Consider the following 26,043-nt stretch of genomic DNA (forward strand, 5'->3'; position numbering starts at 1 on the left):
GCCTGATGATCCACCACCTTGAGGAGGGTGCGCAGTGTCCGGTGTGAAGATCGATCTGTCGGCCGTCTTGGCCGCGGAGAACGTGGTAAGCAGCGCCATCTCCGAAATGGAGGGCGTGACCCAGAAGATCCTCGCTCAGGCGGGGCTCAGCGAGGCCGCCATGAAGGCGCCGGCGGGACAGATCACCTCGTCGACGTTCTCCGGGCTGGGCGGCGGCGGCAAGGCGCTGTCCGAGACGCTGGGTGAGCTGCAGGCCGACCTGGCCAAGCTGCGGGCCACCGCCGAGGCCGGGTCCGACCAGGCGACTCAGGCCGCCCGGTCCGGTGCCGGCTCGTCCGTCGCACAGGGTATGTGAAGGAGGGGCATCTGATGAGCGGCAACGGCTACATCGAGTTCAAGAACGAGGACATCGTCAACATCGCCACCGTCACCCGGAACTCCCAGGCCGACTGGGACCGGATCTGGGAGGGTGTGCGCAGCCGGCTCAGCGGTGTGGTGTCCGAGGCGCTGGACGCGCTGACCGGCGCCTCCCTGGAGGACCGCACCGCGCGGTACCACCAGCGCACCGCGCAGTACACGGCGGACCTCAACCAGCAGCACGTCGCAGTCAACAACGTGGCGTCGATCTCGGCGGACACCAACCAGCAGATGAGCCGGGTCATCGCCGGCTGAAGACGGGGAGGGGCCGGGCCGGCGCCCGGCCCCGTGGCATCGGGGCGCCTGGAGGGATGACGGTGGGCGAAGCGTACGGATGGACGGACAACGGGCGGCAGGTCTTCGATCCGGTGCGGCTGGAGCAGGCCGCGGCCGAGCTGCGACAAAAGCAGAAGCCGAACGAGTTGCAGCAACAGTTGCTGAGCAACCTGATCCCTCCGGCGGCCTTCGGCAACATCGACGGAAGCCAGGCCGTCGCCGAACGGCTATTCAATGCATACCAATCGATGCTTGGGGAGCTGGAGAAAGTCGGGCTCGACATCAGCGACCTGGCCAGCCGAACCCTTGCCGCGGCGCAGTTGGCGCACGATGTCGATCCGGCCACCCAGGCGGCGGCGCGCCGCGGCCACGTCCCCCTGGCTGAGTAGGGCAGAGCACAATGGCCAACTACGACTACTGGACGGCGAAGGACAAGATCGAGAGCGGTCAGCCGTACTCGATCGAGTCAGTCGCCACGACCTGGCGGAACTTCGCCGAGGCGCTGCGCAGCGCCTCCGGGCATCTGCAGGGCACCGCCGACAAGGTCACCGAGCAGTACGGCACGCCGTACCAGAACTTCGGTGATCGGGCCGCCCCTCTGGCATCCTGGATGACCAACGTCAGCGGGTACGCGGACACGGTGGCGGAGGGTCTGTCGAAGGCGTCCACCACCGGCAGCAGCGCCCAGATGACCATGTACCAGGAGGACTACTCCTTCAACCAGGACGTGGAGCGCATCGTGGGCCCGGAGGACGCCCTCTCGGCCGGCCGAGCCAACGCCATCCAGCGCCGCGAGGCGCAGGCGGCCGCGGTGCTCAACGGTGAGATCGACAAGTGGGCCGGCGCCTACGACGCGTTTCAGCCGGGCGCGGTGGATCCCGCACCGACCCGCTCCGGAAGCGGCTTGGCCGATCCGGGCAGCGCCGGAGGTGGCGGTGCCGGCGGCTCCGGCGGCGGTGCCCATCCGCTGGCGAGCGGCGGGACCGGCGACAACGGGTCGACCGCGGCGCTTGCCGGTGGCATCGGTGCCGCTGGCGCGGCGTCCGTGGTGACCGGTCATGGTTCCAAGGTCGGTTCCGGCACCTTCCCGGGCTCGTCCGTCCTCGGCCCCGACAGCGGCGACTTCGCCGGCTGGGTACGGGACCCGCGCACCGGCTACCTGATCAACCCGGCCACCGGCCAGGAGTTCGACCCCACGGCCGGCCGGTGGATCGACCCGGTCACCGGCAAGCCATTCGGCGACTCGGAGCGGTACGCCTCCAGGCTGGAAGGGTTGAACACCGGCGCAACGCCCTCGGCCGGTCCGCTCGGCGGTAGCGGTGGGCTCGCCGCACCGCTGGGCGGAGGCGGCGGGGCCGGAGGGACCGGCGGCGGCCCGGCCGGACTTGGCGGGTTGTACGGCGGGCTGCAGCCGCCGAGCCTCGACCCAGCCAACCCGGCCGCCAACCAACTGCGGCAGCAGGCCACCGACAGCATGGCCGCCAAGGCGTACGCGGCGCAGCAGTTGGCGCTCAAGGAGGCGAGCCAGGGTGGCCGGCCGTACATGCCGCCGACCCAGGCCGGCCTGGCCGGCGGTCCCGGCGGCGGCCGAGCGGGTGCCCGCCGCTCGCTGGTGACCGAGCCGGAAAGCACATGGACCGGTCGTGCTCGTGCCGCCGTCCGGGCGGCTGGTGGCACGGCGCAGCAGGAGGAGCCGCTGTTGTCCGGCCGGGCTGGTGGCCGGGCGGGCCGGGCCGGTGGGGGCACCGTGGAGCAGGAGGGTCTGCTGACCGGCCGGAACGGTGGCCGGGCCGGCGGTGGCGCCGCACAGCAGGAGGGACTGCTGACCGGCCGCGGCGGCCGAGCGGGTCGGGCCGGCGGCGCCGGTGGCGTGGCGGAGGAGCCGCTGCTCAACTCCGGCTCGGGCGCCACCGCGGGTGCCGGCGGACGGTCGGCCGGCACGGGTCGCGGTCGCACTGGCCGGATTCCGGGCGAGCCGCTGGAGGAGGGCGCCGGGCCGGCGAGCGGTGGCCGGGCCGCAGGCAGCGCCGGCCAGAACCGCAACCGGGCGTACCTGCCGCCCACACAGGCCGGTCAGGGCGGCGAGCGGGAGAAGCAGCGGCGCCAGCGGCCGGACTGGCTTGTCGAGGACGACGTCTGGTCGGCCAACCTGGAGGCCGGGCCGCCGGTGCTGGGCGAGGATTAGCGGAGGAGTCGTCGTGGCAGACATGCGGTACGACACTGATCAGCTACGTCAGGGCGGCCGGATCAGCCGGCAGGCCAGCGACCAGGCGGGCACGGCCGGCACGATCGTGACCGGCACCCTCGTCTCGGCCAGGGCGTTCGGCGATGTCGGACCGGCCGGCGCACTGGCCAACGTGCTCGAGCAGGCCAAGGCGGACCACGCCAAGGGGGCGCAGACCGCCGCCGGAAACACCGACGTCTCCGGGCAGCGGGCAGACACGACCGCGAACGCGGGCGACGACCTGACCCGGACCACCACCGTGGCAGCGCAGAGCGGCGTCTCCCGGCAGGTCGCCGACGGCATGTCCTGACCGGAACCGTGTGCTCCGGGGCCGTTGGCGAAAGCCGGCGGCCCCGGATGCGTTCATGCCATCGGAACGCGGCCGCGCGGACCGACACCGCCGGCGGCGGGGCCGACAGGGCCGGTGCCGCCGCCATCAGGGCGCGGCGGTTCCCCCAGGGCCGAGACTGCCGTCCGGCCAGGCCACGATGCGGCAGAAGGACTGCGGGCGGGGACACTCCAGCCCCCGCTCCTTGCTCAGGTCGTACACCTTGCCGCTGTCGTCCATCAACGCTCCGAAGCGGGTGGAAACACGGTCTTGGCCATCCCGTGTCGTCAGCTGGAACGCGGCGGTGATGGCGACGGTGCCGTTGTCGACGATCGCTCGGGATCGAGCGTCCGCATCACCCCACATCCAACACCGACTGTCGCAGTCGTGGGCCTTCGTCCGGTGGTAGCGGGTGTGGATTTTGCCGTCTCCGACCGAGTCGACCGAGAACCAGCTGTCGATGTCGTTCAATCCAGCCGGCGGGGTGGGCGCCGAGGTGACGAAACCGCCGCGGCCGGCCGGGTCGATGTCGATCGGAGGATCGGTCGGGGAAAGCTTCTCGCGCTGCGCCCGTCGGTCGGCGGTGGACAGGTAGTCGGCGCCGTACAGCCTTGTGCCGTCCGTGATGGCGTACCCGGTGACCGGGCCGAACGCGTACGGCTGCGCGGCCGCCGGCACCCAGACCGGGGTCCCGCCGGACCCGATCACGAAACCTCCCGCTCCCGCAGGGGCGGTGAGGGCCGTGCATGCCTCACCCGCCTTCGGCGGCAGCGACCTAGTGCACCAGGTCGCGGAGGCGCCCTGGCCGGTGCGGAGCAGGGCGAGGTCGCGTCCCAACCCGACGGTGACGCCGGTCCAATCGGTCGAGACGGCCTTGCCGGCGGCTACGTCGATCAGCGGCAGGCCGGGGGCGCCGAACCAGCGGAAGTCCGGCGAGAAGTACTGCGTACGCAGCAGCAGATCGACATCGGTGCGGAAGGGCGGGTAGTCCACGCCGCCCTGCCGCATGCCGAGCGTGTAGTCCTGAGCGCTCGCCAGCTCGGCCGAGGTGCCCGGCAACGGGCAGTAGGAGCGAACCCGACCGTTGTGTACGTCGATCGCCGTGACCGCGGCAGGAAGGGACACGGTCCCCTTCCGGTGCGGATCGTCTCCCCGGTCCGGCCCGGCCCACAACACCGCCAAGCCGGCGCCCTGCCAACCGGCGATCACGTCCGTGCGACAGGGTGCCGGGGCGGTGGCGTTCGATGGCGAGGGCGCGGGTTTGGGCGCCGGATCGGACGTGCACGCCGCCATCAACGCGACGCAGCACAACACCGCGGTCGTGCGCACTGCGGCCGCCGATCTGCGCGGGCTCATCCGGCCGCCGGCACGGTGGGAGCGTCGGTCTTCGTGTTGCCCTTGTTGTCCGGCGCCTGGCTGTCCAGCGACGCGCCCTCCCAGGTGGTCGGTTCGTGGTAACGCCACCGGGTCTCGTCGCCGTAGTAGATCCGGTACTGGTCGTCGGTGTTCGACCAGTTGCCGCCGGCGTCACCGAGCGAGCCGACCTGTTCGGGGCCGGTGCCGGACGCGCCCGTGTCGAACTGGGTGTCGTACCCGCCGCCGTGCGCCTTCGGATCCGAGTGCGAGCCCCCGAGCAGGTCGTCGATGGACTTACCGCCGAGATCCTGGGTGTAGTCCGGCAGGGCGTTGTAGATGTCGCTGACCACCGGCTCGGGGTACTGCCCGTCCGAATCCTGGGTCACGGCCACCATGTGCCCGTGGCCGTCGTCGACCATGATCGGATGCCCGGAGTCCGCGCCGGCCCGGACGGTCATGGCGACGATGTTGTCCTGCACCCGCGCGTGCGCCGCGGCGTCCGCGTTCTGGGCGTCGGCGAGGTCCCCCACGTACTGCTGGAGGTTCGTGATGTACGTGTTCTGATCAGGAGCCGGGGGCTGTTGGATCGCGGCGTCGGTGATCATGCCAAAGGCGGTGGAGCCGACGCTCAGCGCGGTGCTGGCGCCGGTGGGCAAGCTCACCAGGCCGGCCACGCTGAACAGGTTCTTCACCGTGTCAACGTAACCCTTTTTGGTGTTGTAATCCGACATTGCCTGCGCATACGCCAGGTCCTCCGCCATCTTCTTGCGCATGTCGCCGCTGGCGCCCTCCTTCGCCGCGTCGTTGAGCACGCTCGCCGCCGCGCCATCGGTCATGGAGGTCAGCCGGACGGCATCGTTCATCGCGCTCACGTACGCCGGATCGTGCGGATCGGTGTGCCCCTGCCCCATCACCATCTGCAGATATTCGGTGCCCCGGGTGAGGGTTCCCTCCCGGAAGTGCTGGTAGATGGCCGGGTCGCTGGCCGCGACGAACTTCAGGAAGTTGCCACGGGTGGCGTCGGCCATCTGGAAGCCGGACACCTTCGTCCCGTCCGGCAACGTGATCTCGATGTTCTGTTCCTCGCCGACCGGGACGGTGTTGTGCTGGGCGAACGAGTCGACGTAGACCAGTCCGACGTTGGCGATCGCGCCCTTGACCTTGGCGTTGGCCATGTGAGCGAGACCGTTGTAGTCGGTGGCGGCGTCCTGGACGATGGCCAGGCCGGCCTGCGCCGCCTGCGCATTCGACAGGCCCGGCTGCCCGCGCATGCTGGCCGCGAGCAACACGTCGGCCGCGCCCTGGCCGGACTGCCAGTTCATGCCCATCAGCTCGCGACGCTCGGCGGCGTTGTGCAGGATCCAGTCGTTGCTGAACGGGCTGTTGCGGGCCACCACGCCGAGCGCGTCCGAGGACAGCTCGTCGGGCATGAGCTTGTTCCACTCGTCGGCGGACAACTGCTTCAGCGAGGGGTCATAGCCCTTGGCGATCGGGTAGTCGGCCTGATAGTTGGCGTACATGACGTTGCTCTGGTGCTTCCAGCGCAACGCCGCGTCCTTCAGGTGCGACGCCAGGTCGTTGCTCGGTGCCACACCGTCGCTGGAGTAGTCGTTGAGCAGGCCGGTGAACCCGGCGGCTGCCAGCAACGCCGGATCGGTCTTCGGCGGCCAGGCATCCCCGAGGTGCCGCTGGCCCGGGGTGGCCCAGAAGCCGACCTCGTCGGAAGGCTCTGTGACACCGAGGTTGCTGGCAATGACGTCGCGGGCCGACTTGGGCAGCTCGTCGTACGGGACGTCCCGCGACAGGTTGAGGAATCCGTCGCCGACCCGGCTGACCAGCTGGACGAACGGGTCCTTCTGGTCGGGCTTCTGTCCCGGCTTGACGCCGGCCTGCTTGTCGGCCCAGTCCTTGATCTCGCCGAAGTGCGGAGTCACCTGCTCGTAGTAGGCCTTCAGCCAGTTCTTCTCGGCCTCGGTGAGCGGGACCCCAGACTTTTGCTTCTCATTGAGCAGGTTCAGATAAGCGGTGTTCTGCGCGAAGGCCGCCTTGGCCTGGCTGGGGTCGCCCATCTTCGTCGCCGCGACCGTGCCGTTCGCGGCCGACTTCGGATCTGGCACGTTCACATCGCCGGGCCCCTCGTCCAACTGGGTGGGCGGGATGTAGCCGAGGTCGGCCATCGCCTTGAGGTGATCGGCCAGGTATTTCTCGTAGTCGCCGATCGACTGGTTGAGCGGGCCGCCGTAGTCCTTGACCTTTTGCACGGCGCGGGCCACGTAGGGCGCCATGTACGAATGGCGGTTCTGCTGGAAGTCCGGGTCGTTGTGCGACTGGCGGACCATCTGGTTCCACTCGCCGATGATCCCGTTGACGTCACCGACCAGTGAGTTGATCTGGGTGTTCGCCGTCGCGGTGCGCTGGGCCAGGTCGCTGGCGGTCTCGGAGAGCAGCTTCGCGATCTTGCCGAGCTTTTCGCCGCTGTTGCCGAGTTCCTTGCTGGCCTGCGCCACCTGGGCGTCGACGTCTATCGGGGTCTGGTTGTTGACCTTGTAGCCGTCGCCGGCGGTTTCCAAGCCCTTGGTCGCCAGCGTCACCGCGTCGCCCTGCTGCGCCGCCGCCTGGTTGAATCCACGCGCCATCGCGTAGATCTCCTCCGGGTCACCGGCGGTGAACTGGTCGCGCAGCTTCCACGGGTCCACCCCGGCAGCCGCGACCAATGACTCTTGCGAGAAGTCGGCCATGAACGCCCCCGTTTCCCGGCACCGCCGAACGGCACTGTGGAGGTTCGCGGTTACCCCGTATTCTGCCATGCACGTCGATAGGCTCGCGGCCCGGCGAATGTGCGCCGCGGTCCCGGTGGAGAACCGGAACGGAGAGGGCATGCAGGCTGCGGCACGGGCGGTCGGATACCTGCGCCGGTTGCAACACCCGCAAGGAAGCTGGAGCGACTTCATGGTCGCCGTCGGCTGCTCGGACTCCTGGGTCACCGGCTATGCGGGCAGCGCACTGGCCGCCGCGGCGGCGAGCCCGACCCTGGATCCGGCGGTGCGGACGGCCGCCGCCGAGGGCGCCGATGCGGCGGCCGACTGGCTGCTGAGCACGGTCGGGCCGGGCGCCGTCTGGGGATACCACCGCGGCGTGGCACCGGATGCCGACTCCACCGCCTGGGTCGTCCGGCTACTGGCCGCGGTTGGCCGGCCGGTGCCGGCGGCGGCGCTGGAGTTCCTGACCGCGCACGAGGGCACGGCGGGGTACCGGACGTACCAGGACGTGTACCGCACCGGCCGGTGGTCGGAGCCGACGCCCGACGTCACCGCCGCGGCGCTGCTGGCCCGGTACGAAGGCGGGGCCCTCGGCCGGCCCGCGCTCGCCGATGCCTGGTCGCGGCTGGTCGCCCGGTGGCAGCGGCCACCCGGCCGATGGACCAGCATCTGGTGGGCCGAGGACGGCTATCCGACGGCGCTCGCGCTGGAGGCGTGGACCGTCGCCGGGCGGCCCGGTCTGGCCCCGGTGCCCGCACCCGTACGCCCGCCGGCCACCGCGTTCGGGCACGCGTCCTGGCTGCACGCCCTGGTGCTGGCCGACGCGCCCGTCGACGCACGATCACTGCTGGCCGCCGAGCGCCCGGGTGGCGGCTGGGCCGGCGACGCCGAGCTGCTCGTCCCGGACCCGAGCGGTGGCGGAGTGACCGAACGCAGCGTCGATGCCCGCGGGGTGTTCACCACGGCCACCGCGCTGCGCGCCCTGCTCACCGCCGCACCGGCGCTTCCCGCCGAACCGGTCGCCACCACCACCGGGAACGCCGGGAGCCGGACCGCACATCTCGCCGGCCCGTCCGGGCGGGGCGCGGTCGGGCACGGGTACGACCGGCTGGTGGGCACCGTCGCGGCGGACCTCGGGGTCGACCCCGCGCGGGCGGTCGCGGTCTTCGGCGAACTCACCCGGGAATCGCTGGCCGCTGCGGCGCCGTGGCCGAGCGCCCAACTGTCCGGGTTGGCCGGCGGGCTGCCGCTGGAACTGTCGGTCACCGATGGGCCACCCGCGCTGCGCTACACCGTCGAAGTGGGTGACCCGGTTCTTCCTCCGTACCCCCGCGCCCGCAGCGGGCTGGCGGCGATCGGCCGGACGGCCGAACTGCTCGGCTACGCCGACACCTGGGCCGGTATTCGTCCGGCGGTCGACGCGCTGGTCGACCCGGCGTTACCGGTTCCGGAGGGTTGCCGGTTCTGGGTCTGGGCCGGGGTCGACACCACCACGGACGGCGGGGAGGTGCTGAAGACGTACCTGAGCACGCTGCACCACGACCTGGCCGACGGGCGGGCCGGCGCGCGGGTCACCACGGCGCTGCGCCGGCTGGGCCTGCCGGCCGGGGCGCCGGCGCTGGCCACGATGGCGCGGCTGGAGGCACACGGCTTCTGCCAGGAACTGGCCATCGGGCTGGGCCGGGGCGGCCGGGTCGGCGCCAAGGTCTACTACGAGCTGCCCGGCTGGCGCCCCGAGCTGGTCGCCACGGTGCTGACCGACGCCGGGCTGCCGCCCGACCTGGCGGCCGTACGCCCGGTGATCCCCGGGGTGCTGACCGAGGAGGTGGCAGCCACCCACCGCGCCGGGATCATGCTGCGCATCGCGCTTCCCGGGGGAACCGTGACCGAGGTGGCGACCGCTTCGGCGTTCATGCGGCCGATGATCGGGCATGCAGAGATCGCTCGCCGGGTCGGTGACTGGCTCGGCGGCGTCGGTGACCGCCGCGCCTTCGACACGGTCGTCGGCCGCCTGCTGCCCGGCCGGCCCGACCGGGCCGGCCGGCTGCACAGCCTGTTCACCCGGTCCCGCTCGGTCAGCGGTACGCGTACCACCGTCTACCTGCGGCCGGCCTTGCCCGGGTCGGTCGAGGACGACCACACCGGACCGCTCCCCCTGGCCGGCCAGCGACGCTGACCCACCTATCCGGTACGGGGAAAAACGATGGGCAGCACGCCGTGCCGATCGGCCAGCGCGATCTCGCCCGGCCGCAGGTCGTCGGCGAGCGCCGCGTCGGGGAGCCCCCAGCGCTGCGCCACCACGGCGCCGTAGCCGGGCGCGGTGAGCAGCAACGCATCCGTATTCGACCAGAACTCCGAGCCAATCGGCGCCGCCGTGCTCGCGTGCACGACCGTGCACCACGGCTGATTGCCGATCCACAGCGGCGGCGGGGTCGGATAATCCACGATCAGCACCTGCGGGCCACGGAATCCGGCCGTCCCGTCCCGCCCCGGCGGCCAGCGCGTCGGGCCGTTCAGCCAGGTCAGCCACGGGGGGTTGGCCGTCGTCCGCAGCGCCGCCCAGTGCTTCGAGCCGGTGGTGAGCACGGCGACCTGGCAGCCCACGCTGAGCAGCCGGTGGGCCAGCGCCGCGCCCCACGCGGGATGGCCGAGCAGTCCGATCCGTACCGGTCGGGGCTGGACCATGGCGACCGCGGCCGGTTGCCCGGCGCGGTCGTTTCCGAGTGACACCCCGCCCAGCGGAATGTCGACGGCCAGGTCGACCTGGGCAGGCCCCGCCCATCGCACCGACGGCAGCACCTCGACGTCCATTCGGCCCGGCTCGGGCGCCTTCGCCCGCTGCCCCCTCACCGGGACATCCAACCGATGGCGCCGGTCGACGGGCGTGGCCCGCCTCCGAGCGGCAGCGTGGCCAACACCCCCGCCGCCTGCGCTCCGAGCAACGGGCTGGCCAGGCCGGTGGCCAGCAACCGGTCCTGGGCCTGCCGGACGGCCGCGTGGTCGCTGCCGACCAGCCGGATCGCGGCCCGGCTGCGGGTGGCGGCGGCGTTCAACTCGATCGACAGCGACAGGACGGTCCGCTCGGCCGGGCTGCGCGAGACGGCCCGCAGCAATGTGAGCCAGTCGGCCGGGGACCCGACCGTCGCTCCGAGGCAGTGGTGCCGCGCCGGGCTTGGCGTCCAGTGCTCGCGGTGCAGCGTGCCCGTCGTGGCGGGGTCGCCCACCGTACGGATCGTGCGGGTCAACCCGGCTGCGTCCAGTGGCGTTGCCGTCGGTCCCTGTTCGAGGATCCGCACCCGCAGCCGGGCCAGTGACGCCGCCACCGCCAACCGAGCTCCATCGGCCCCGCCCTCGCCGCGCCGCATTGCCGCCTCGGGCGCCCAGCTTGGCTCGTACCGCACCGCGATCCAGGCCCGGCGCAGCAGCGGCAGGTCCACGCCCGGCCAGGGGTCGCCGGCGGACCGGACGACCCCGCTCCCGGGCATCCTCGTCATGGCCAGTTGTTCGATCAGCAGCTGCACGCTGGCCAGTGGCACGTCGTCGGTCGCGGCGGATGCGACGAGCCGTCCCAGGTCCAGCCGGAACCGCGTGTTGCTGTCCAGCTCGAGCGCGGCGGCGAAGCCCTGGCCGTCCCAGGCCACGCCGACCGGGTCTCCGTTCCGGCTGCTGCACTCCGTCACCATCAACTGCGGCACGATCTCGGCCACCGCGCCGAACTCCGCTGTGCCGCTGCGCACCTCGCCCGCCGTCCCGTCGGGCCTGTTTGCCGCCCCGCCGGGTTGATCCGCCGCCCCGCGAGGCTTGGTCGTCGGCTCGGGTGGGGCGGCAACGACCGCGTTGGTCGCGGTGCCGCCACGCAGCCGCGCGGCCATCAGTTCGGTCAACCACCGGCCGTCCCGGCGGCCAAGCGTGAGCAGCAGCACGAGTGCCGCCACGAAGATCATCGACCATCCGACGGCGCCACCGAGCGTGCCACCGACGATGGCCAGACCGGCGACGGCCTCCACGGCGATCAGTCGGCTTCGGTCGATTCGCAGCCGCGATCCACGCCGTGGCGAGCTGCCGACCGGACTGGCCCCGTACACCTGTGCCGCCACCTCTTCGCCGTCCTCGTGGGCGCGCTGGGATCGAACCCTGTTCACCTATCATGGTGCTACCGAAGGGACCACCGACAGTGAGGGTCAACCCGACCGATGGCCACCACCCGGGACCACGTCGCAGCGTACGACTACGAGAGCCGTCGGCGAGTGACGAGCCTCGTGCTGGGCGTCGACGACGCCGGCCGGGACCCGCATCGCCGGCTGAACCGGACGCTGGTCGGCAGCCTGGTCATCGCCGTGCTGGTGATGGCTGGCTTCGGCATCGCGGGGCTCCTCGGCGGCGGCCGCGGCCCCTCGCTACCGGACGCCGGAGCGGTGCTGGTCAAAGGCTCCGGTGACCGGTACGTGCTGGTCGACGGCGTGCTGCACCCGGCGCTCAATCTCAGCTCGGCACTGCTGGTGGGCGGCGGCAAACCCGTCGAGGTCCGAGCCTCCGCCCTGGACGGACGGCGACGCGGCCTCCCGGTGGGCATCCCGGGAGCACCGGACGGAATGCCGCAGCGCCTGGCCACCGGACCGTGGACGGTCTGCGTGCTGCCGTCCGGCTCGCAGGTGGTGCAGCCCGACGTGACGGTCCTGGCCGGAGCGCCCGCGCCGACCCAGGGGATGCTCGGCCGGAACTCCGCGGTGCTGGCCCAGGACGGCGGAACCACCTGGCTCATCACCCTCGGCCGCCGTTACCGGCTGGCCGGCAACACCCGCGGTGTGCTCGGGTTCCAGGACGTCCGACCGATGGCCGTGCCGGCGCGGGTGCTGGACACCCTGCCGGAGGGTCCGGAGATCGCCGTTCCGCCGGTCCCCCACGGCGGAACACCGCCGACCTCCCTGCCCGACCGGGCCGCCGTCGGCGACGTCATCCAGACTCAGGTCTCCGGCCAGCACCCAAGCTACTGGCTGGCCCAGTTCGACGGGATCAGCCCGATCACACCGCTGACCGCCACCCTGCTCCAGGCCGGCGACAGCAAACTGATCCACCTCGACTCCGCGGCCGTCAACGTCCCCACGTCCCACCAGCCCGTGCCGGGTAAGGCAGGTTGGCCCAAGGACGTACCGAGCCCGGTGGACCCGGTCCGCGGCCAGCCGCTGTGCGTCAGCACGACACCCGGCGCACCACCCGGTGACGCGCCCTGGGCCGCGACCGTGAGCCTCCCCCCGACGCTGCCCACCCCCAGCTCCGCCCCGCCGATCGCCACCAGGGCCGGCGAGAACCGCGACCTGGCCACCTCGGTTTCGATCACTCCAGGCACCGGGGCGTTCGTCCTGGCCACCACCACGGCCGGCCAGGACGGCGGGTACAACCTCATCACCGAATCCGGACAGCGATTCCCGATCATCTCCGCCGACGCCGTGGCGCGGTTGCAGCTCAAGATCGACGCAGCGACCCGGCTGCCGCTGCCCTTCGTCGCCCTACTGCCCTCCGGGCCCACCCTCGACCCGGAGGCTGCCGCTCAGGAATACCAAGGCAGCCACCCCTGACCTGGTGGTTCAGACCCAGAGGCCGCCATCGGTGAGCCGCTGGTGCCAGCGGTCCAGCTTGCGGTTCTGCTCCGCGTCAGTGATCTCGACGAAGCCGCCGCCTCGTTGGTCTTGCCGTCGACGTCGACGCTGGCCAGGACCACACCGGTGGCCTGGTCGTAGGCGGTCATCCCGTGCCGGGCCAGGCTGTCGGCGGTGCGACAGCATCCGGCCACTGGCGCTCCTCGTCATCACTTGACAATGTTGTCGGAGCCCTGGGATGAGCCGAGGATGACGCGAAGCGACTTGAGCTGCGGCACACTCGCCGCATTTTTCGGTACGCCTGGTCCGGTCCATGGCGCCAAGCCGTCGAGAAGGTTATCCCAGGAGCCACCCTGCTGCGGGCGTCGTCCGCAAGCAGGAAACGAGCTCGACACATGGGCATGTGTGAGCGGCGAGGCCAGGATTTGGCCAGGATGACATCCGAAACGGGCCATGATCGACCGAAGTCAACCGAAAGGTCAACTACCCGCCGACCACGGCCCTCACCTGCGAAAACAGGCTCGATTCAGTCCTTCAGCAGCTGGCGCGCCATGACGATCCGCTGCACTTGATTCGTGCCCTCGTAGATCTGGGTGATCTTGGCGTCCCGCATCATCCGCTCCAGCGGGTAGTCGCGGGTGTAGCCGTACCCGCCGAGCAGCTGGACCGCGTCGGTGGTGATCTGCATGGCGGCGTCGGAGGCGAAGCACTTGGCCGCGGCGCCGAAGTAGGTGAGGTCCGCGTCGCCGCGCTCGGACTTGGCGGCCGCCGCGTACGTCAGCTGCCGGGCCGCCTCGAGCTTCATGCCCATGTCGGCGAGCATGAACTGGATGCCCTGGAAGTCGGCGACCGGCCGACCGAACTGCTTGCGCTCCTTGACGTACCCCTTGGCATAGTCGAGCGCGCCCTGCGCGATGCCAATGGCCTGGGCGGCGATGGTGACCCGGGTGTGGTCGAGGGTCCGCATGGCGGTGGCGAAGCCGGTGCCCTCCGCGCCGATCATCCGGTCGGCGGGAATGCGTACGTTGTCCAGGTAGACCTCGCGGGTCGGCGAGCCCTTGATCCCGAGCTTCTTCTCCGGGGCGCCGAAGCTGACGCCCGGATCGCCCTTCTCGACCACGAACGCCGAGATGCCGCGGGACCGGGCGGCCGGGTCGGTGACCGCGAAGACCGTGTAGTACTCGGACTCACCGGCGTTGGTGATCCACCGCTTCACGCCGTTGAGCACCCAGTGGTCGCCGTCGCGGACGGCCCGGGTGGTCATCGACACCGCGTCGCTGCCGGCCTCCGGTTCGGACAGGCAGTAGGAGAACATCGCCTCGCCGGCCGCCACCGGGGTGAGGTAACGACGCTTCAGCTCGGCCGAGCCGGCCAGCAGCAGCGGCATGGTGCCGAGCTTGTTGACCGCGGGGATCAGCGAGGACGAGGCGCAGGCCCGGGCCACCTCCTCGATCACGATGGCCGTGGCGAGGGCGTCGGCCCCGGCGCCGCCGTACTCCTCGGGGATGTGCGGCGCGTGGAAGTCGGCGGCACGCAGAGCCTCGTAGGACGCCTTGGGAAACTCAGCCGTTTCGTCGGCTTCTGCCGCGTTCGGTGCGACTTTTGCGTCGCAAACGTCCCGAACGGCCGCCCGGACGGCCTCGTGCTCCTCGGACAACCGGTAGACGTCGAACGACGGGTCTGTCGTCATCGTGCCCCTCCCCTTGGCGAATGTCGCGGCTGGTCGGTATCTTCTGGATCCGCCGGCCAGCGTGGCGAGGATACCCAGCGGATTTCTGCCGCCGCGTTGGAAGCGCGTAGGCTCACCAACTATCGCCGCAGGCGGCCCGCGGCGCGGCATGAGCGAGATCACACAACCGCAGATCGCCGTACATTGAAGCAGTAATGTCCTCTTCCGGTGCCGGGGCCGCGGCGCCGCAGTCAGCTGCGACGCAACGAAGCGCCGCCAGTGCGAGCGGAGAACAAGGCGTGACGATCCCTTATCCCACCACGCAGCCCCTTCCCCTCAGTACGGTCAGCCCGCCCTCCGGCGCGGCGCGCCCCCGGCTGACCTTCCTGGGAGTCGGCTACCTGGGTGCGACGTATGCGATCTGCTTCGCCGAGCTCGGCTACGAGGTCATGGGCGTCGACGTGGATCCCGAGCGCATCGCCCGGCTGGGCGAGGGCGAGGTGCCGTTCCACGAGCCCGGCCTGGACGAGCTCCTGCGCCGCAACCTGGCCTCCGGCCGGCTGCGGTTCAGCACCTCGTACGAGGAGGCCGCCGAGTTCGGCGACGTCCACTTCATCTGCGTCGGCACCCCGCAGCGGGCCGACGGCATGGGCGCCGACCTGAGCTATGTCGAGGCCTCGGTCTCCAGCCTCGCCCAGAACCTCACCCGCAAGGCGCTGATCGTCGGCAAGTCGACCGTGCCGGTCGGCACCGCCGAGTGGATCGAGCAGCTGGTCGGCAAGCACACCCCGGCCGACCTCGGCGTCGAGGTGGCGTGGAGCCCCGAGTTCCTCCAGGAGGGCTTCGCGGTCGAGGACGTGCTGCGGCCGAACCGGATCGTGGTGGGCGTCAAGTCCGAGTGGGCCAACGGCATGCTGTACGCCGCCCACAAGGGCGTCTTCGACCTGGCCGCCACCGAGGACCGCGAGGTTCCGCTGGTGGTCACCGACTTCGCCACCGCCGAGCTGGTCAAGGTGGCCGCGAACGCGTTCCTGGCCACCAAGATCTCGTTCATCAACGCGATGGCCGAGGTCTGCGAGGTGGCCGGCGGCGACGTCACGCAGCTGGCCAAGGCGATCGGGTACGACCCCCGGATCGGCAACCGGTTCCTGCAGGCCGGCGTCGGCTTCGGCGGCGGCTGCCTGCCCAAGGACATCCGGGCGTTCCAGGCCCGGGCGCAGGAGCTCGGCGCCGGCGAGGCGCTGCGGTTCCTGCACGAGGTCGACCTGATCAACATGCGCCGGCGCAACCGCGTGCTCCAGCTGGCCGCCGAGCTGCTCAACCGGCGCTACGGTCCGGCCGGCCCGGACCTGTCCGGCACCCGGATCGCGGTGCTCGGCGCCACCTTCAAGCCAAACTCCGACGACGTCCGGGACGCCCCCGCGCTGGCCGTCGCGGCGCTGCTCCGCAAGGCCGGCTCGGACGTGCGGGTGTACGACCCGCAGGGGATGGAGAACGCCCGCAAGGCGCAGCCGGACCTCACGTACGAGGCCACCATGGACGACGCCGTACGGGATGCCGACCTCGTCTGCGTGCTCACCGAGTGGGCGGACTTCCGCAACGCCGACCCGGCCGCGCTCGGTGAGCTGGCCGCCGGCCGGCGCGTGGTCGACGGCCGGAACTGCCTGGACTCCACCGCCTGGACCCAGGCCGGCTGGGAGTACCGCGGCATGGGCCGCCCCTGAGCCGCAACCTCTCCGCGGTCGCCCCGGCGACCGCAGCCCGGCCGACACCGGCCGCGAACCCGCCTCGGGTCCGCGGCCGGTTCGCATTTTCGCGATCTTCCATGCCGACACACCCCGCGGGGCTATTCAACGGTTGCCTGGTTTGGGCATGCTTCGGAGGGAAGCCACGAAGAGCGGAGCGAGGGGCCGGGCATGAGCGAGCGCAGCAGGCTCAGTGCGAAGCGCCGGCCGGGGCGCGGCGGGTGGGGAATCGTTTGGCTCAGTGCGGTGGAGCCTCATGACGGCCCGGAGCGAAGCGAGGGGCCGGCATGAGCGAGCGCAGCGAGCGAATCGTTTGGCTCAGTGCGGTGGAGCCTCATGACGGCCCGGAGCGAAGCGAGGGGCCGGCATGAGCGAGACGCACCAGTGCACCGGCTGCGGGCGGATGATCGAGACGGCCACCAGCTGCCCGTTCTGCGGGACCCCGCAGGGTGACCTGGGCGATGAGCTGGCCCGGATCGAACGCTCGATCGCCGAGATGAAGGCCCGGGAGCTCGCGATCGGCGACGAGCAGCGGCAGATCGCCCAGCAGTTGCAGGCCGCGCAGTTCCAGCGGGACATCCTGGCGCACGCGAACGACGACCGCCGTCGGCAGGGCGGTCGCGGCCGCCGGTTCCGGCGCGGCGGCAACCGCCGGCCGGCGCCGCCCAGCCCGCCACCCGCCGGTCCGCCGCCGTCCGCGGCCGCGCCGCCACCGCCGGGGGCCGGTCGACCGGGTGCGGCCGCGCCGCCATCCGGATCGAGGCCGGGACCGGGACCGTCGGGCCCGGGACCGTCGTCGGCCCGACCCGGGCCGGCGACCCCGGCCGGCAGCGCCGCGCCGGGTTCGGCTGCCGGCCCCAGCGCCGGCTCGCGCTCCCGGACCGCGCCGCCCCCGACCGCGCCGCCTACGACCGAGCCGTCCACAACCGGGCCGTCCACAACCGGGCCGCCGCCGGACGCCGCGGCCGCGCGATCCCGATCCGGCGCCGCCGGGATGACCACGCCGCCGTCGGCCGCCGCGCCGCCGCCCGGATCCGGCTACTCAGCCGGTACGGCCGCCCGGCCCGCGCCGCCGCCCGGATCCGGGTACCCAGCCGGTACGGCCGCCCGGCCCGCGCCGCCACCCGGGTCCGGCTACCCGTCCGGTACGGCCGACCGACCGGCCCCGCCGCCGTCGACGTCGGCCGGCGCCGGCCCGGCGCCCGGCACGCCGTCCCCGCCTCCCCCGACGTCGGCCGGGTCCGGCCCGGCGCCGGGCACCCCGCCGCCCCCGGGCGCGCCCCGGGTGCCCCGGCAGGAGGGCCGGGCCGGCGCCCGCCGCCACGCCCCGGCCGCGGACGCCGCCGGGCAGGCCCCGCCGCGGGACGACTGGCAGGGGCTGCCCGACCCGTTCGAACCGCCGGCGTCCGGCGAGGGCGCTCCGCCGCACCCGCCCGAGGCCTCCTCCCGCGAGGTGCAGAACATCTACCTGGCCCTCGGCGGCCTGCTGCTGGGCATCGCGGCCGCGGTCGTGGCGCTCACGTCGTACAGCAATTTCAGCCGGGTCGCCATCCTGGCCGCCGCCTCGGGCGCGCTGCTGGCGGGCGCGCCGTTGGCCGCCCGCCGCGGCCTCACCTCGACGGCCGAAACCCTGGCCGCGGTGGGTCTGCTCCTGGTGCCGCTGACCGGCTACGCCGTCTGGACGGTCGACTCCGTGGCGACCAGCGGCGTTCCGGGTGGCCTCTACGCCGGGCTGACCTTCGCGGTCACCGCCGTCGTGGCCGCCCTCTACGGCGGCGCGACCGGCCTGGCCCTGCCCCGGTACGGGCTGGTCCTGGCCGTCCAGCCGGTGCTGCCGCTGCTGGCCCGGGACGCGATCACCGGGCCGGCCGGCTGGGCGCTCGCGCTCGCCGCGGTGGCCGCGCTCGATCTCTGGCTCGCCCGGCTGTTCACCGCGGACGGTCGGCTCACCGCGGCGCCGTGGCTGAGCCGCCGGGCCGGGCCACCGCCGGAGCCGGCCGACGACCCGGCCGGGGCGGACCCGGCCGGTCCCGGGCCGGCCGACCGGGCCGCCGGCGCGTACCGGCCGGAGAGCGCGGGCGAGGAGGTCGACGCGGTGGTCACGGCCGCCGCCGACGGGCGCCGCATCCCGGCCCGGGAGCGGCGACCGGCCGCGCCCGGCCCGGCCACGCCGTGGCTGCGGGAGCTCACCTTCGCGCTGCACGCCGTCGCCGCGGTCCTCGCCCTCGGGTACGCCGTGCTGGCGCTCGTCGCGGCCGACACGGTGCCGGCGGCGGCGCGCGCGGGCAGCGTGCTGCTGCTGGCGGCCGTGGTCGGGCTGGCCGGCGCCCTCGCGCTGGACCGGCCGCCGGTCCGGGACGTGGCCGCCGGGGTGCTCACCCTCGCCGTCATCGCGGCCGTCGGCAAGGTGTCGGCCGAGGCCCTGCCCGGCCGGTCGCTGGTGCTGGTGGCCGCCGCGGTGGCGCTGACCGGCGTCGCCGTACGGGCGCTCCCGGAGCAGGTCCGGCGCGGTCCGCAACTGGCGTCCGCGCTCGCGCTGCTGGTGATCGGCGCCTTCGTGGCCGGCACCACGGTGCGGGCCGCCGTGGCCCCCGTGCGGATCGCCATGCCGCCGTGGCGGGCCGACCTGTCCGGCTATCCGGAACGGCTGGCCGGCGCGGTGGGTCCGGCCGGCTGGCAGCTCGCGGCCGCGGCGTTCCTGCTCACCGTGGCGGCGGTGGTGGCGCTGCCCATCCAGCTGCGGCGGGAGTTCGCGGTGACCGGCGCGGCCGCGACGGCGCTGGCCATGCCGGCCTCGCTGGCGCTGCCCTGGCCCGCCTCGCCCTGGCCGGCCGCGGTCGCCGGGATCGGCATCGCCGCCGCCGGCCTGTCGGCCGAGACCGTCCGCGCGGCCCGGGCGCACGCGCTGGCCGCCCTCGCGGCCGGGCTCGGCGCGGCCGGGGCCGCGATGGCCCGGCCGGGGAGCACCGCCGCGGTGCTCGGCGCGCTGGCCGCCGCCGGGATCCTGATCGCACTGGCGCCGGCCAGCCGGACCATCGTGCTGGGCCGCACGGCGGGCATCGTGGCGGACTGGGCCTCCGGCGGCGCCGCGCTGGCCATCCCGGGGGCGGTGGCCGGCTTCGTGGCCTCGGCCATCCCGCTCGGCGCGGCCCCGGCCCCGGACGCGGTGGCCCGAGCCAGCCTCACCGTGCTGGCGGCCAGCTTCCTGGCCGCCTGCGGGACGCTGAGCTTCGCGGCCCTGCGCCAGGTGGCCCATCGCGAGCTGAGCGCGCCGCTGGCCGTCGGCACGGCGCTGGGCGCCCTGGCGGTCGCCATCGCCGCCTTCGGCGCCCCCGGCGCCACCCCGGCCGACGCCCTCGTCGGGGGCGCCCTGCTGGTGGCGGCCGTGCTGCTGGTCCTCGCGCCGTCCATCGACGCGGGCCGGCGGGCCGACCGAGTGCTCGACGGCCCGGACCTGGCGACGGCCGCCGCCACTGCCGCGAGCGTGGGTGCGCTGGCCCGGATCGCCGCGATCCTGGCCCCCGGCTCGGCCCTGGCGGCCGGCGCGGCCCTGGTGCTGCTGGTGGCCGTCGCGGCCCGGGCCATGCCCGCGCACTGGCGCCGCGGCCCGGTGCTGGGCCTTGCCGTCACGGGCGCCGTCATCGCCGCCATCGCCGGGTACGCCGCCGTGGTGGGCGGGGTGCGGGTGCTGGCCACGCCCGGCCGGATCTGGGCGGCCGACCTGGACCGGTGGTCGGCCGGCGCGCCCGGCGGGCTCGGCTGGCAGGCGCCGGTGGCGCTCGCGCTGCTCGCCGGCGCGGCCGCGATCCTGCTGCCGCGGCCCCGCGGCTACGACGTGGCCGCCGTGCTCGCCGGGCTGGCCACCATCGGCACGCCGGCCGCGCTGGGTCTGCCCTGGTGGTCGCCCATCGTGGTGAGCGGCGTGGTGACCGTGGCGTACGCCGTCGCGGCCGTGGCCGCCGCCGATCCCCGGGCCGGTCTGGCCTGGGCGGCGCTGGCCGGCTGCGTGGCGCTGCACGCGGTCGGCGCGGCGCTGGTGCGCCCGTGGACCACCGCGGCCGCCCTGGGGGTGCTCTGCCTGCTCGGGGTGGTGGTGGCCGGGCTGGCCCGCGCCATCGCCGGGATGACCGCCGGCTCGGACGGTGGGGCGCCCTCCCCGGCGCCGCCGGCCATGCCGGTGCAGCTGGCGCAGATCGGCGGGATGGCGACCGGGGGCGCCCTGCTGGCCGCGCCGGGGGCGCTCGCCGCGCTGGCGGCCGAGCTGGGTTGGCCGTCCGAGGTCGTGCTCACGGCCGCGCTCGGCGGATCCAGCCTCGGCGTGGCCGTGGTGGCCGTGGCGCGCCGGCGCATACCGGAGTACCTGCCGTACGCCACCGTGGGGATCGCCGGCGGCGCGACCGTGACGGCCGCGGCGTCGATCTTCGCCGGGTTGCCGTTCGGGGTGTTCGCGGCCGCCACCGCCCTGCTGGGGGTGCTCGCCGAGCTGCTGCGGGCCGCCACCCCGCCGCCGGGGGCGACCCCGGCGCCCGGCACGGCCGCCGCGCCGGGGTCCCGGTGGTCGGTGCTCGCCGGCGGGGTACGCCGGCCGCTGGCCGACCCGCCCCGCAGCCGGTGGGCGGTGAGCCCGACGGTCGGCGCGCTGCTGGTGTCGGTGGTGCCCGCGGCGCTGGCCGTGGCGGCCGTGGCGCCGGCGCTGGTGACCGCGCTGCTCGGGCCGTACCGGGTGCTCGGCCGGGTGTGGGCGGGCCCGCCGCCGTCGCTGCTGGTGCCGCCCCCGGCGGCGGTCGATCCGACCAATGTCCTCGCGGCGCTGCTGCTGACCATCGCCACGGCGCTCGGCGCCACCGGGTTCTTCGGCGGCCGGCCCGCCCGGGCCGTGCCGGTGGTGCTGCCGGGCGCGGCCATCACGCTGCTGATCGCGCCGACCTCGCTGGGGCTGGGCTGGCCGAACGCCACCATGGCGGCGCTGGCCGTCTTCACGATCGCCATGCTCGGGCTAGCCCTCACCCCACCACCGCCGCCCGCCGAGCAGGCCCGGTCGCTGCGGGTGACCCGGATGACCGCCTTCGGCATCGGGCTGGCGGCCGGCGGAGCCGGGCTGGCCGGCGCCCTGGCCACCCGGCAGCTCACGCTGTTCACCCTGGGCAGCGCCGTGGGGGTGGGCGCGGTGGCGGCGCTGTTCGGCCGCACCGAGCGGGCCCGGATCCTGGGCTGGCTGTTCGGCTCGGTGATGGCCCAACTGTTCGTGCTCACCCTGGGCCTGGTGGCCGGGTTGAGCCCGACCTGGTCGGCGTTCGGCGTGCTGGCCGTGGGGACGCTGCTGCTGGTGGGTGCCCGGACGCTGCCCCGGCTGCGCCGGCCGGAGGCGGTCCGCGAGGCCGCCACGGTGGAGTGGACCGGCTATGGCTCGGCGCTGATCGCCCTGGCGCTGGCGTTCCAGTCGCCCCGGCACATCGCCGCGCTGCTGGCGGCCTGGGGCGCGGTCATCGGGGTGGCCGCCAGCCGGCCGGGCCGGAGCACCATGGAGCGCCGGGCGCTGTTCTGGTCGGCCGTGGCGTGCGAGATCAGCGCGTGGTGGCTGCTCATGTGGATCTCCGACGTCGGGCTGGTGGAGGCCTACACGCTGCCGTTCGCGGCGCTCGCCCTGCTGGTCGGGATCCTGGAGCTGCGCCAGCACCCGCAGCTGAGCAGTTGGGCGGCGTACGGCCCGGCCCTGGTGGCGGCGTTCCTGCCCACCCTGGCCATCGTGCTGATCAGCGACACCAGCAACGTGCGGCAGGTGGCGCTGCTGCTCGGCGCCGTGGCGGTGCTCATCGTCGGCTCGACCAGCCGGCAGCAGGCCCCGGTGGTGGTGGGCGCGGTGGTCACCGCCCTCGCGGCCCTGCACGCGCTCACCGTGTACGGGCCGTGGCTGGTGCTCATCCCGGTCGGGATCGTGCTGCTGGTGCTCGGCGCCGGCAACGAGCGGCGCCGGCGTACCCAGGAGCGGCTGCGCGGCGCCCTGCGCGGCATGCGCTGAGGGGGAAGCTCAGCCCAGCGTGGCCCGGAGCGCGGCGTCCTTCTCGGCCACCAGCCGCTCGAGCCCGGCCTGGTACGCCGACATGCGCTCCCGCAGCACCGCGTCGGTGGCCGCGAGGATGCGCACGGCCAGCAGGCCGGCGTTGCGGGCGTTGCCGATCGACACGGTGGCCACCGGCACGCCGGCCGGCATCTGCACGATGGACAGCAGCGAGTCCATCCCGTCCAGGTGCCTCAGCGGCACCGGCACGCCGATCACCGGCAACGGGGTCACCGAGGCCACCATGCCGGGCAGCGCGGCCGCGCCACCGGCCCCCGCGATGATCACCTTGAGGCCGCGGTCGGCCGCGGATCGCCCGTACTCGATCATCTTGACCGGGGTGCGGTGCGCCGAGACGACCGCGACCTCGTGCCGTACGTCGAACTCGTCGAGCGCCTCGGCCGCGGCCCGCATGGTGGGCCAGTCCGAGTCGCTACCCATGATCAGCCCGACGTCCGTCATGCGGCACTGCCTTCGGTCAACCAGCGGGCCGCCCGGGCGGCGCGGGCGCGTACCTCGGGCAGGTCGGCGCCGAGCACCGTGACGTGCCCGATCTTGCGGCCGGGACGCACCTGCTTGCCGTAGAGGTGGACCCGGGCGCCCGGGTCGGCCGCGAACAGGTGGTGCAGCCGCTCGTCGATGGACATTCCGCCCGGCTCGCCGCCCAGCACGTTGGCCATCACCACCACCGGCGCGGTGAGCGTGGTGTCCCCCATCGGGTAGTCGAGCACGGCCCGCAGGTGCTGCTCGAACTGCGACGTCCGGGCCCCCTCGATGGTCCAGTGCCCCGAGTTGTGTGGCCGCATGGCCAGCTCGTTCACCACCAGGCCGGCGTCGGTCTGGAACAGCTCGACGGCGAGCAGGCCGACCACGTCCAGCGTGGTGGCGATGTCGATGGCCAGCCGCTGCGCCGCCACGGAAAGCTCCTCCGGCAGGTCGGGCGCGGGCGCCAGCACCTCCACGCAGATGCCGTCCCGCTGCACCGTCTCCACCACCGGGTACGCGGCCACCTGCCCGAACGGCGACCGGGCCACCTGCACGGCCAGCTCGCGACGCAGCGGCACCCGTTCCTCGACGATCAGCTCGGTGCCGCCGGCCAGCAGCGTGCCGGCCCGCTCGGTGGCCTCGTCGGGGCCGGTCACCAGCCAGACGCCGCGCCCGTCGTAGCCCCCGCGGGCCGCCTTGAGCACCACCGGCCAACCGACCTCGGCGCCGAACTCGACCAGCTCGGCGGGGTCGCCCACCGGCCGCCACCGGGGCACCGGCGCGCCCAGCCCGGACAGCCGTTCGCGCATGGCGCGCTTGTCCTGGGCGTACCGCAGGGCCGGCGCGGCCGGGTGCAGCGTGACGCCCTCGGCCGCCAGCGCCGCGATGTGCGCCCCGGGCACGTGCTCGTGGTCGAAGGTGACCACGTCGCAGCCCTCGGCGAACGCGCGCAACGCGGCCAGGTCGGTGTGGTCGCCGTACCGGACGTCGGCGGCCACCAGCGCGGCGCCGTCGGACGGGGTGAGCGCCAGGACGCGCAGCGACTGCCCCAGGGCGATGGCGGCCTGGTGGGTCATCCGGGCCAGCTGGCCGCCGCCCACCATGCCCACGACGGGAAGACCGGTACGGGGATCCATAACGCATGTCAGCCTATCGGTCCCGGGCTGGGGATCGGCAGCGTGGTCCGGCGTCCGGCGGTCACCTCCCGGGCCGTGCGCCGGGCGATCAGCGCCGAACCGAGCACCGTGGGAGCGAGCCAGGCGATCAGGTTGCCGTGCGTGGTCTGCACGGCGAACCCGGTGACGAACGAGATCACCGTGCTGCCCATGAGGTTGAGGTGCCAGATCCGCCAGCCGCGCCCGCCCATCAGCCGGGGCCGGCGGCGGGCGAACCACAGCCCGCCGAGCAGCCAGCCGAGGGTCAACGTGCCGAGGATGGCCAGCCCGAACAGCTCGCGGGGCCGGTACGCGAACAGGCCGTAGGCGCTGAGGCTCAGCCCGGTGGCGGCCACCGCGTACGCCCGGCCGAGCGCGGTGTGCCGCCCGCGCCGCTTGGGCGCCAGCAGCACCGGCAGCGCGAGCAGCAGGCCGGTCAGGCCACTGACGATGTGTACGACGAGCAGGATGGCGTGCACGGCTGTTCCTCCCCCGCGACCGACCTCCCAAAGTGGGAGGTGGATATGATCAGCTTGCGATATGACACAGTGGGATGTCAAGCCGTTCCCGGGAGAGCCGATGGCCGATCGACCGCTCAACGCGACCGCAGCGTCGCTGCTCGGCTTCCTGCACGACGGCCCGATGACCGGCTGGGACCTGGTGGCCGCCGCGGAGTCCCGGATCGGCGACTTCTGGTCGCTGACCCAGAGCCAGGTCTACCGGGAGCTGACCGCGATGGCCGCGGCCGGGCTGGTCCGGGCCGGCGAGCGCGGGCCAAGGGACCGCCGGCCGTACGAGCTGACCGAAGCCGGCCGGGCCGCCTTCGCCGAATGGGCGAGCCGGGACCCCGGCACCGAGGCCATCCGGTTCCCGCTGCTGCTGGCCGTGCTGTTCGGCCGGCACCTGCCGCCCGGCCGGCTCGCCGAGCACCTCGCCGCGCACCGCCGGGCGCACGCCGAGCGGCTGGCCGGCTATGCGGCGGCGGCCGCGCAGCTACCGCCGGGCGCCGACGAGATCGAGCCGTACGCGATCGCCACCCTGCGGTTCGGGTTGGCGTACGAACGGGCGGTGCTGGCCTGGTTCGACGACCTGCCCGCGGGCGTCACCGGGACGGACCCGACGGAACCGCCACCACCGGCTTAACGGCCGGCGCCGGCCCCGCCGACGACGCTAATGAGGGGCCCTTCCTATACAAAAAACGATAAGAAGGGGCCCTTCCTCTCACTCAAAGCTGGGCGAGGAGGTCGTCCACGGTGGTGACCGGGCGGTCGCAGACGAAGCCGCGGCAGACGTACGCGGTCGACGCGCCACCCAGCATGGGGCGTTCGGCCAGCAGCGGCACGCCCGGTTGATCCGGCGCGCCGGCCACCACGACCGCGCCGGGCGGGGCATGGCGGATCGCCGCCAGCCGCAGGGGATCGGCCGCCGGCTCGGCCGTGACCACGGCGATCTCGTACGGGCCGGACAGCAGCGCCTCGCCCACCGCGGCCGCATAACCGGTGAATCGGGCGTGCCGGTCCAGGATCGGCGCGATCGTGCCGAGCGCCCGCTCGGCGGCCTCGCGGTACCGGGTCTGCCCGGTGAGCGCCGCGTACGCCACCAGCGCCGCCGAGATCGCCGACAGGCCGCTCGGCGTGGCGTTGTCGGTGGGGTCGGCCGGCCGGGTCACCAACCGTTCGGCATCGTCCGCCGTGTCGAAGAAGCCGCCGTTCTCCGCGCCGAAGTGCTCCAGGGCCGCGTCCAGCAGCGTGCCCGCCAGCTCCAGCCAGCGGCCCTCGCCGGTGAGCTGGTGCACCGCGCAGAACGCCTCGGCCACGCAGCCGTAGTCCTCGAGCACCCCGGCCGGCTCGCCCACGACGCCGTCCCGGGAGACCCGGCGCAGCCGGCCGGCCACCAAGTGCCGCTCGGCCAGCACCTCGGCGATGCGCACCGCCGCCGCGCCGGTGACCTCGTCCCCGGTGCACATGGCGTGCT

At 73.8% G+C, this 26,043-nt stretch carries 18 protein-coding genes and 1 pseudogene; 10 read left to right on the forward strand and 9 right to left on the reverse strand.

The window, feature by feature from the left end:
* The first annotated feature begins 34 nt into the window (after positions 1–34).
* From ACFFHU_RS00175 to ACFFHU_RS00195, 5 genes are all read left to right on the forward strand, one after another.
* Positions 35–355: a hypothetical protein gene (locus ACFFHU_RS00175; protein ID WP_377334388.1), complete on the forward strand. Its 321-nt coding sequence runs from the start codon at positions 35–37 to the stop codon at positions 353–355.
* A gap of 14 nt (positions 356–369) precedes the next feature.
* Positions 370–672, forward strand: a complete 303-nt coding sequence (locus ACFFHU_RS00180) for a hypothetical protein (RefSeq protein WP_377334390.1) — start codon at positions 370–372, stop codon at positions 670–672.
* A gap of 62 nt (positions 673–734) precedes the next feature.
* Positions 735–1,082: a hypothetical protein gene (locus tag ACFFHU_RS00185; RefSeq protein WP_377334392.1), complete on the forward strand. Its 348-nt coding sequence runs from the start codon at positions 735–737 to the stop codon at positions 1,080–1,082.
* Positions 1,083–1,093: 11 nt separating this feature from the next.
* Entirely contained in the window at positions 1,094–2,878 is a 1,785-nt protein-coding gene (locus tag ACFFHU_RS00190) for a hypothetical protein (protein WP_377334394.1), read from the forward strand.
* Between the two features lie 13 nt (positions 2,879–2,891).
* Complete coding sequence (locus ACFFHU_RS00195) at positions 2,892–3,227, forward strand: DUF2563 family protein (RefSeq protein WP_377334396.1); 336 nt, start codon at positions 2,892–2,894, stop codon at positions 3,225–3,227.
* 126 nt (positions 3,228–3,353) lie between these two features.
* Here the strand turns inward: ACFFHU_RS00195 and ACFFHU_RS00200 are convergent, their stop codons facing one another.
* Both ACFFHU_RS00200 and ACFFHU_RS00205 read right to left on the reverse strand, forming a co-directional pair.
* Positions 3,354–4,370: a hypothetical protein gene (locus ACFFHU_RS00200; protein ID WP_377334398.1), complete on the reverse strand. Its 1,017-nt coding sequence runs from the start codon at positions 4,368–4,370 to the stop codon at positions 3,354–3,356.
* A 227-nt stretch (positions 4,371–4,597) separates the two neighbouring features.
* Positions 4,598–7,339, reverse strand: coding sequence for a putative alpha/beta hydrolase (locus tag ACFFHU_RS00205; protein ID WP_377334400.1), 2,742 nt, complete (start codon positions 7,337–7,339; stop codon positions 4,598–4,600).
* Between the two features lie 139 nt (positions 7,340–7,478).
* Between ACFFHU_RS00205 and ACFFHU_RS00210 the strand changes: the two genes are divergently transcribed.
* Positions 7,479–9,536 carry a hypothetical protein gene (locus ACFFHU_RS00210; RefSeq protein WP_377334402.1) on the forward strand — a complete coding sequence of 686 codons (2,058 nt, stop codon included), beginning with the start codon at positions 7,479–7,481 and terminating at the stop codon, positions 9,534–9,536.
* Positions 9,537–9,541: 5 nt separating this feature from the next.
* Here ACFFHU_RS00210 and ACFFHU_RS00215 read toward each other — a convergent pair whose 3' ends face one another.
* Both ACFFHU_RS00215 and ACFFHU_RS00220 read right to left on the reverse strand, forming a co-directional pair.
* Positions 9,542–10,210: a hypothetical protein gene (locus tag ACFFHU_RS00215; RefSeq protein ID WP_377334404.1), complete on the reverse strand. Its 669-nt coding sequence runs from the start codon at positions 10,208–10,210 to the stop codon at positions 9,542–9,544.
* Positions 10,207–11,502 (reverse strand): type VII secretion protein EccE, encoded by a 1,296-nt coding sequence (locus tag ACFFHU_RS00220; protein ID WP_377334406.1) that lies wholly within the window; start codon positions 11,500–11,502, stop codon positions 10,207–10,209. The genes ACFFHU_RS00215 and ACFFHU_RS00220 overlap by 4 nt, the downstream gene beginning before the upstream one ends.
* Before the next feature lie 51 nt (positions 11,503–11,553).
* Between ACFFHU_RS00220 and eccB the strand changes: the two genes are divergently transcribed.
* On the forward strand, positions 11,554–12,936 hold the full coding sequence (gene eccB, locus ACFFHU_RS00225; RefSeq protein WP_377334408.1) for a type VII secretion protein EccB: 1,383 nt from the start codon (positions 11,554–11,556) through the stop codon (positions 12,934–12,936).
* 547 nt (positions 12,937–13,483) lie between these two features.
* Here the strand turns inward: eccB and ACFFHU_RS00230 are convergent.
* The gene (locus ACFFHU_RS00230; protein WP_377334410.1) at positions 13,484–14,647 is read right to left on the reverse strand and encodes an acyl-CoA dehydrogenase family protein; all 1,164 of its coding nucleotides are present in this window, start codon (positions 14,645–14,647) and stop codon (positions 13,484–13,486) included.
* A 278-nt stretch (positions 14,648–14,925) separates the two neighbouring features.
* Here ACFFHU_RS00230 and ACFFHU_RS00235 point away from each other — a divergent pair, with 278 nt between their 5' ends.
* Both ACFFHU_RS00235 and ACFFHU_RS00240 read left to right on the forward strand, forming a co-directional pair.
* Entirely contained in the window at positions 14,926–16,350 is a 1,425-nt protein-coding gene (locus ACFFHU_RS00235) for a UDP-glucose dehydrogenase family protein (RefSeq protein WP_377334411.1), read from the forward strand.
* A 388-nt stretch (positions 16,351–16,738) separates the two neighbouring features.
* Complete coding sequence (locus ACFFHU_RS00240; RefSeq protein WP_377334413.1) at positions 16,739–22,390, forward strand: SCO7613 C-terminal domain-containing membrane protein; 5,652 nt, start codon at positions 16,739–16,741, stop codon at positions 22,388–22,390.
* Between the two features lie 9 nt (positions 22,391–22,399).
* Here ACFFHU_RS00240 and purE read toward each other — a convergent pair whose 3' ends face one another.
* From purE to ACFFHU_RS00255, 3 genes are read right to left on the reverse strand one after another with little or no spacing between them, the layout of a single operon-like run.
* Positions 22,400–22,891, reverse strand: coding sequence for a 5-(carboxyamino)imidazole ribonucleotide mutase (gene purE, locus ACFFHU_RS00245; RefSeq protein WP_377334415.1), 492 nt, complete (start codon positions 22,889–22,891; stop codon positions 22,400–22,402).
* Complete coding sequence (locus ACFFHU_RS00250) at positions 22,888–24,051, reverse strand: 5-(carboxyamino)imidazole ribonucleotide synthase (RefSeq protein WP_377334417.1); 1,164 nt, start codon at positions 24,049–24,051, stop codon at positions 22,888–22,890. The genes purE and ACFFHU_RS00250 overlap by 4 nt, the downstream gene beginning before the upstream one ends.
* Positions 24,052–24,059: 8 nt before the next feature.
* Positions 24,060–24,548: a hypothetical protein gene (locus tag ACFFHU_RS00255; protein WP_377334419.1), complete on the reverse strand. Its 489-nt coding sequence runs from the start codon at positions 24,546–24,548 to the stop codon at positions 24,060–24,062.
* Between the two features lie 100 nt (positions 24,549–24,648).
* Between ACFFHU_RS00255 and ACFFHU_RS00260 the strand changes: the two genes are divergently transcribed.
* Positions 24,649–25,212: a PadR family transcriptional regulator gene (locus ACFFHU_RS00260; RefSeq protein ID WP_377334421.1), complete on the forward strand. Its 564-nt coding sequence runs from the start codon at positions 24,649–24,651 to the stop codon at positions 25,210–25,212.
* A gap of 82 nt (positions 25,213–25,294) precedes the next feature.
* Here ACFFHU_RS00260 and ACFFHU_RS00265 read toward each other — a convergent pair.
* Positions 25,295–25,990 (reverse strand): annotated as a pseudogene (locus ACFFHU_RS00265) (hypothetical protein); the annotation flags it as partial.
* Positions 25,991–26,043 lie beyond the last annotated feature (53 nt).

The sequence above is a fragment of the Plantactinospora siamensis genome, from assembly GCF_042434095.1.
GTDB lineage: Bacteria > Actinomycetota > Actinomycetes > Mycobacteriales > Micromonosporaceae > KBS50.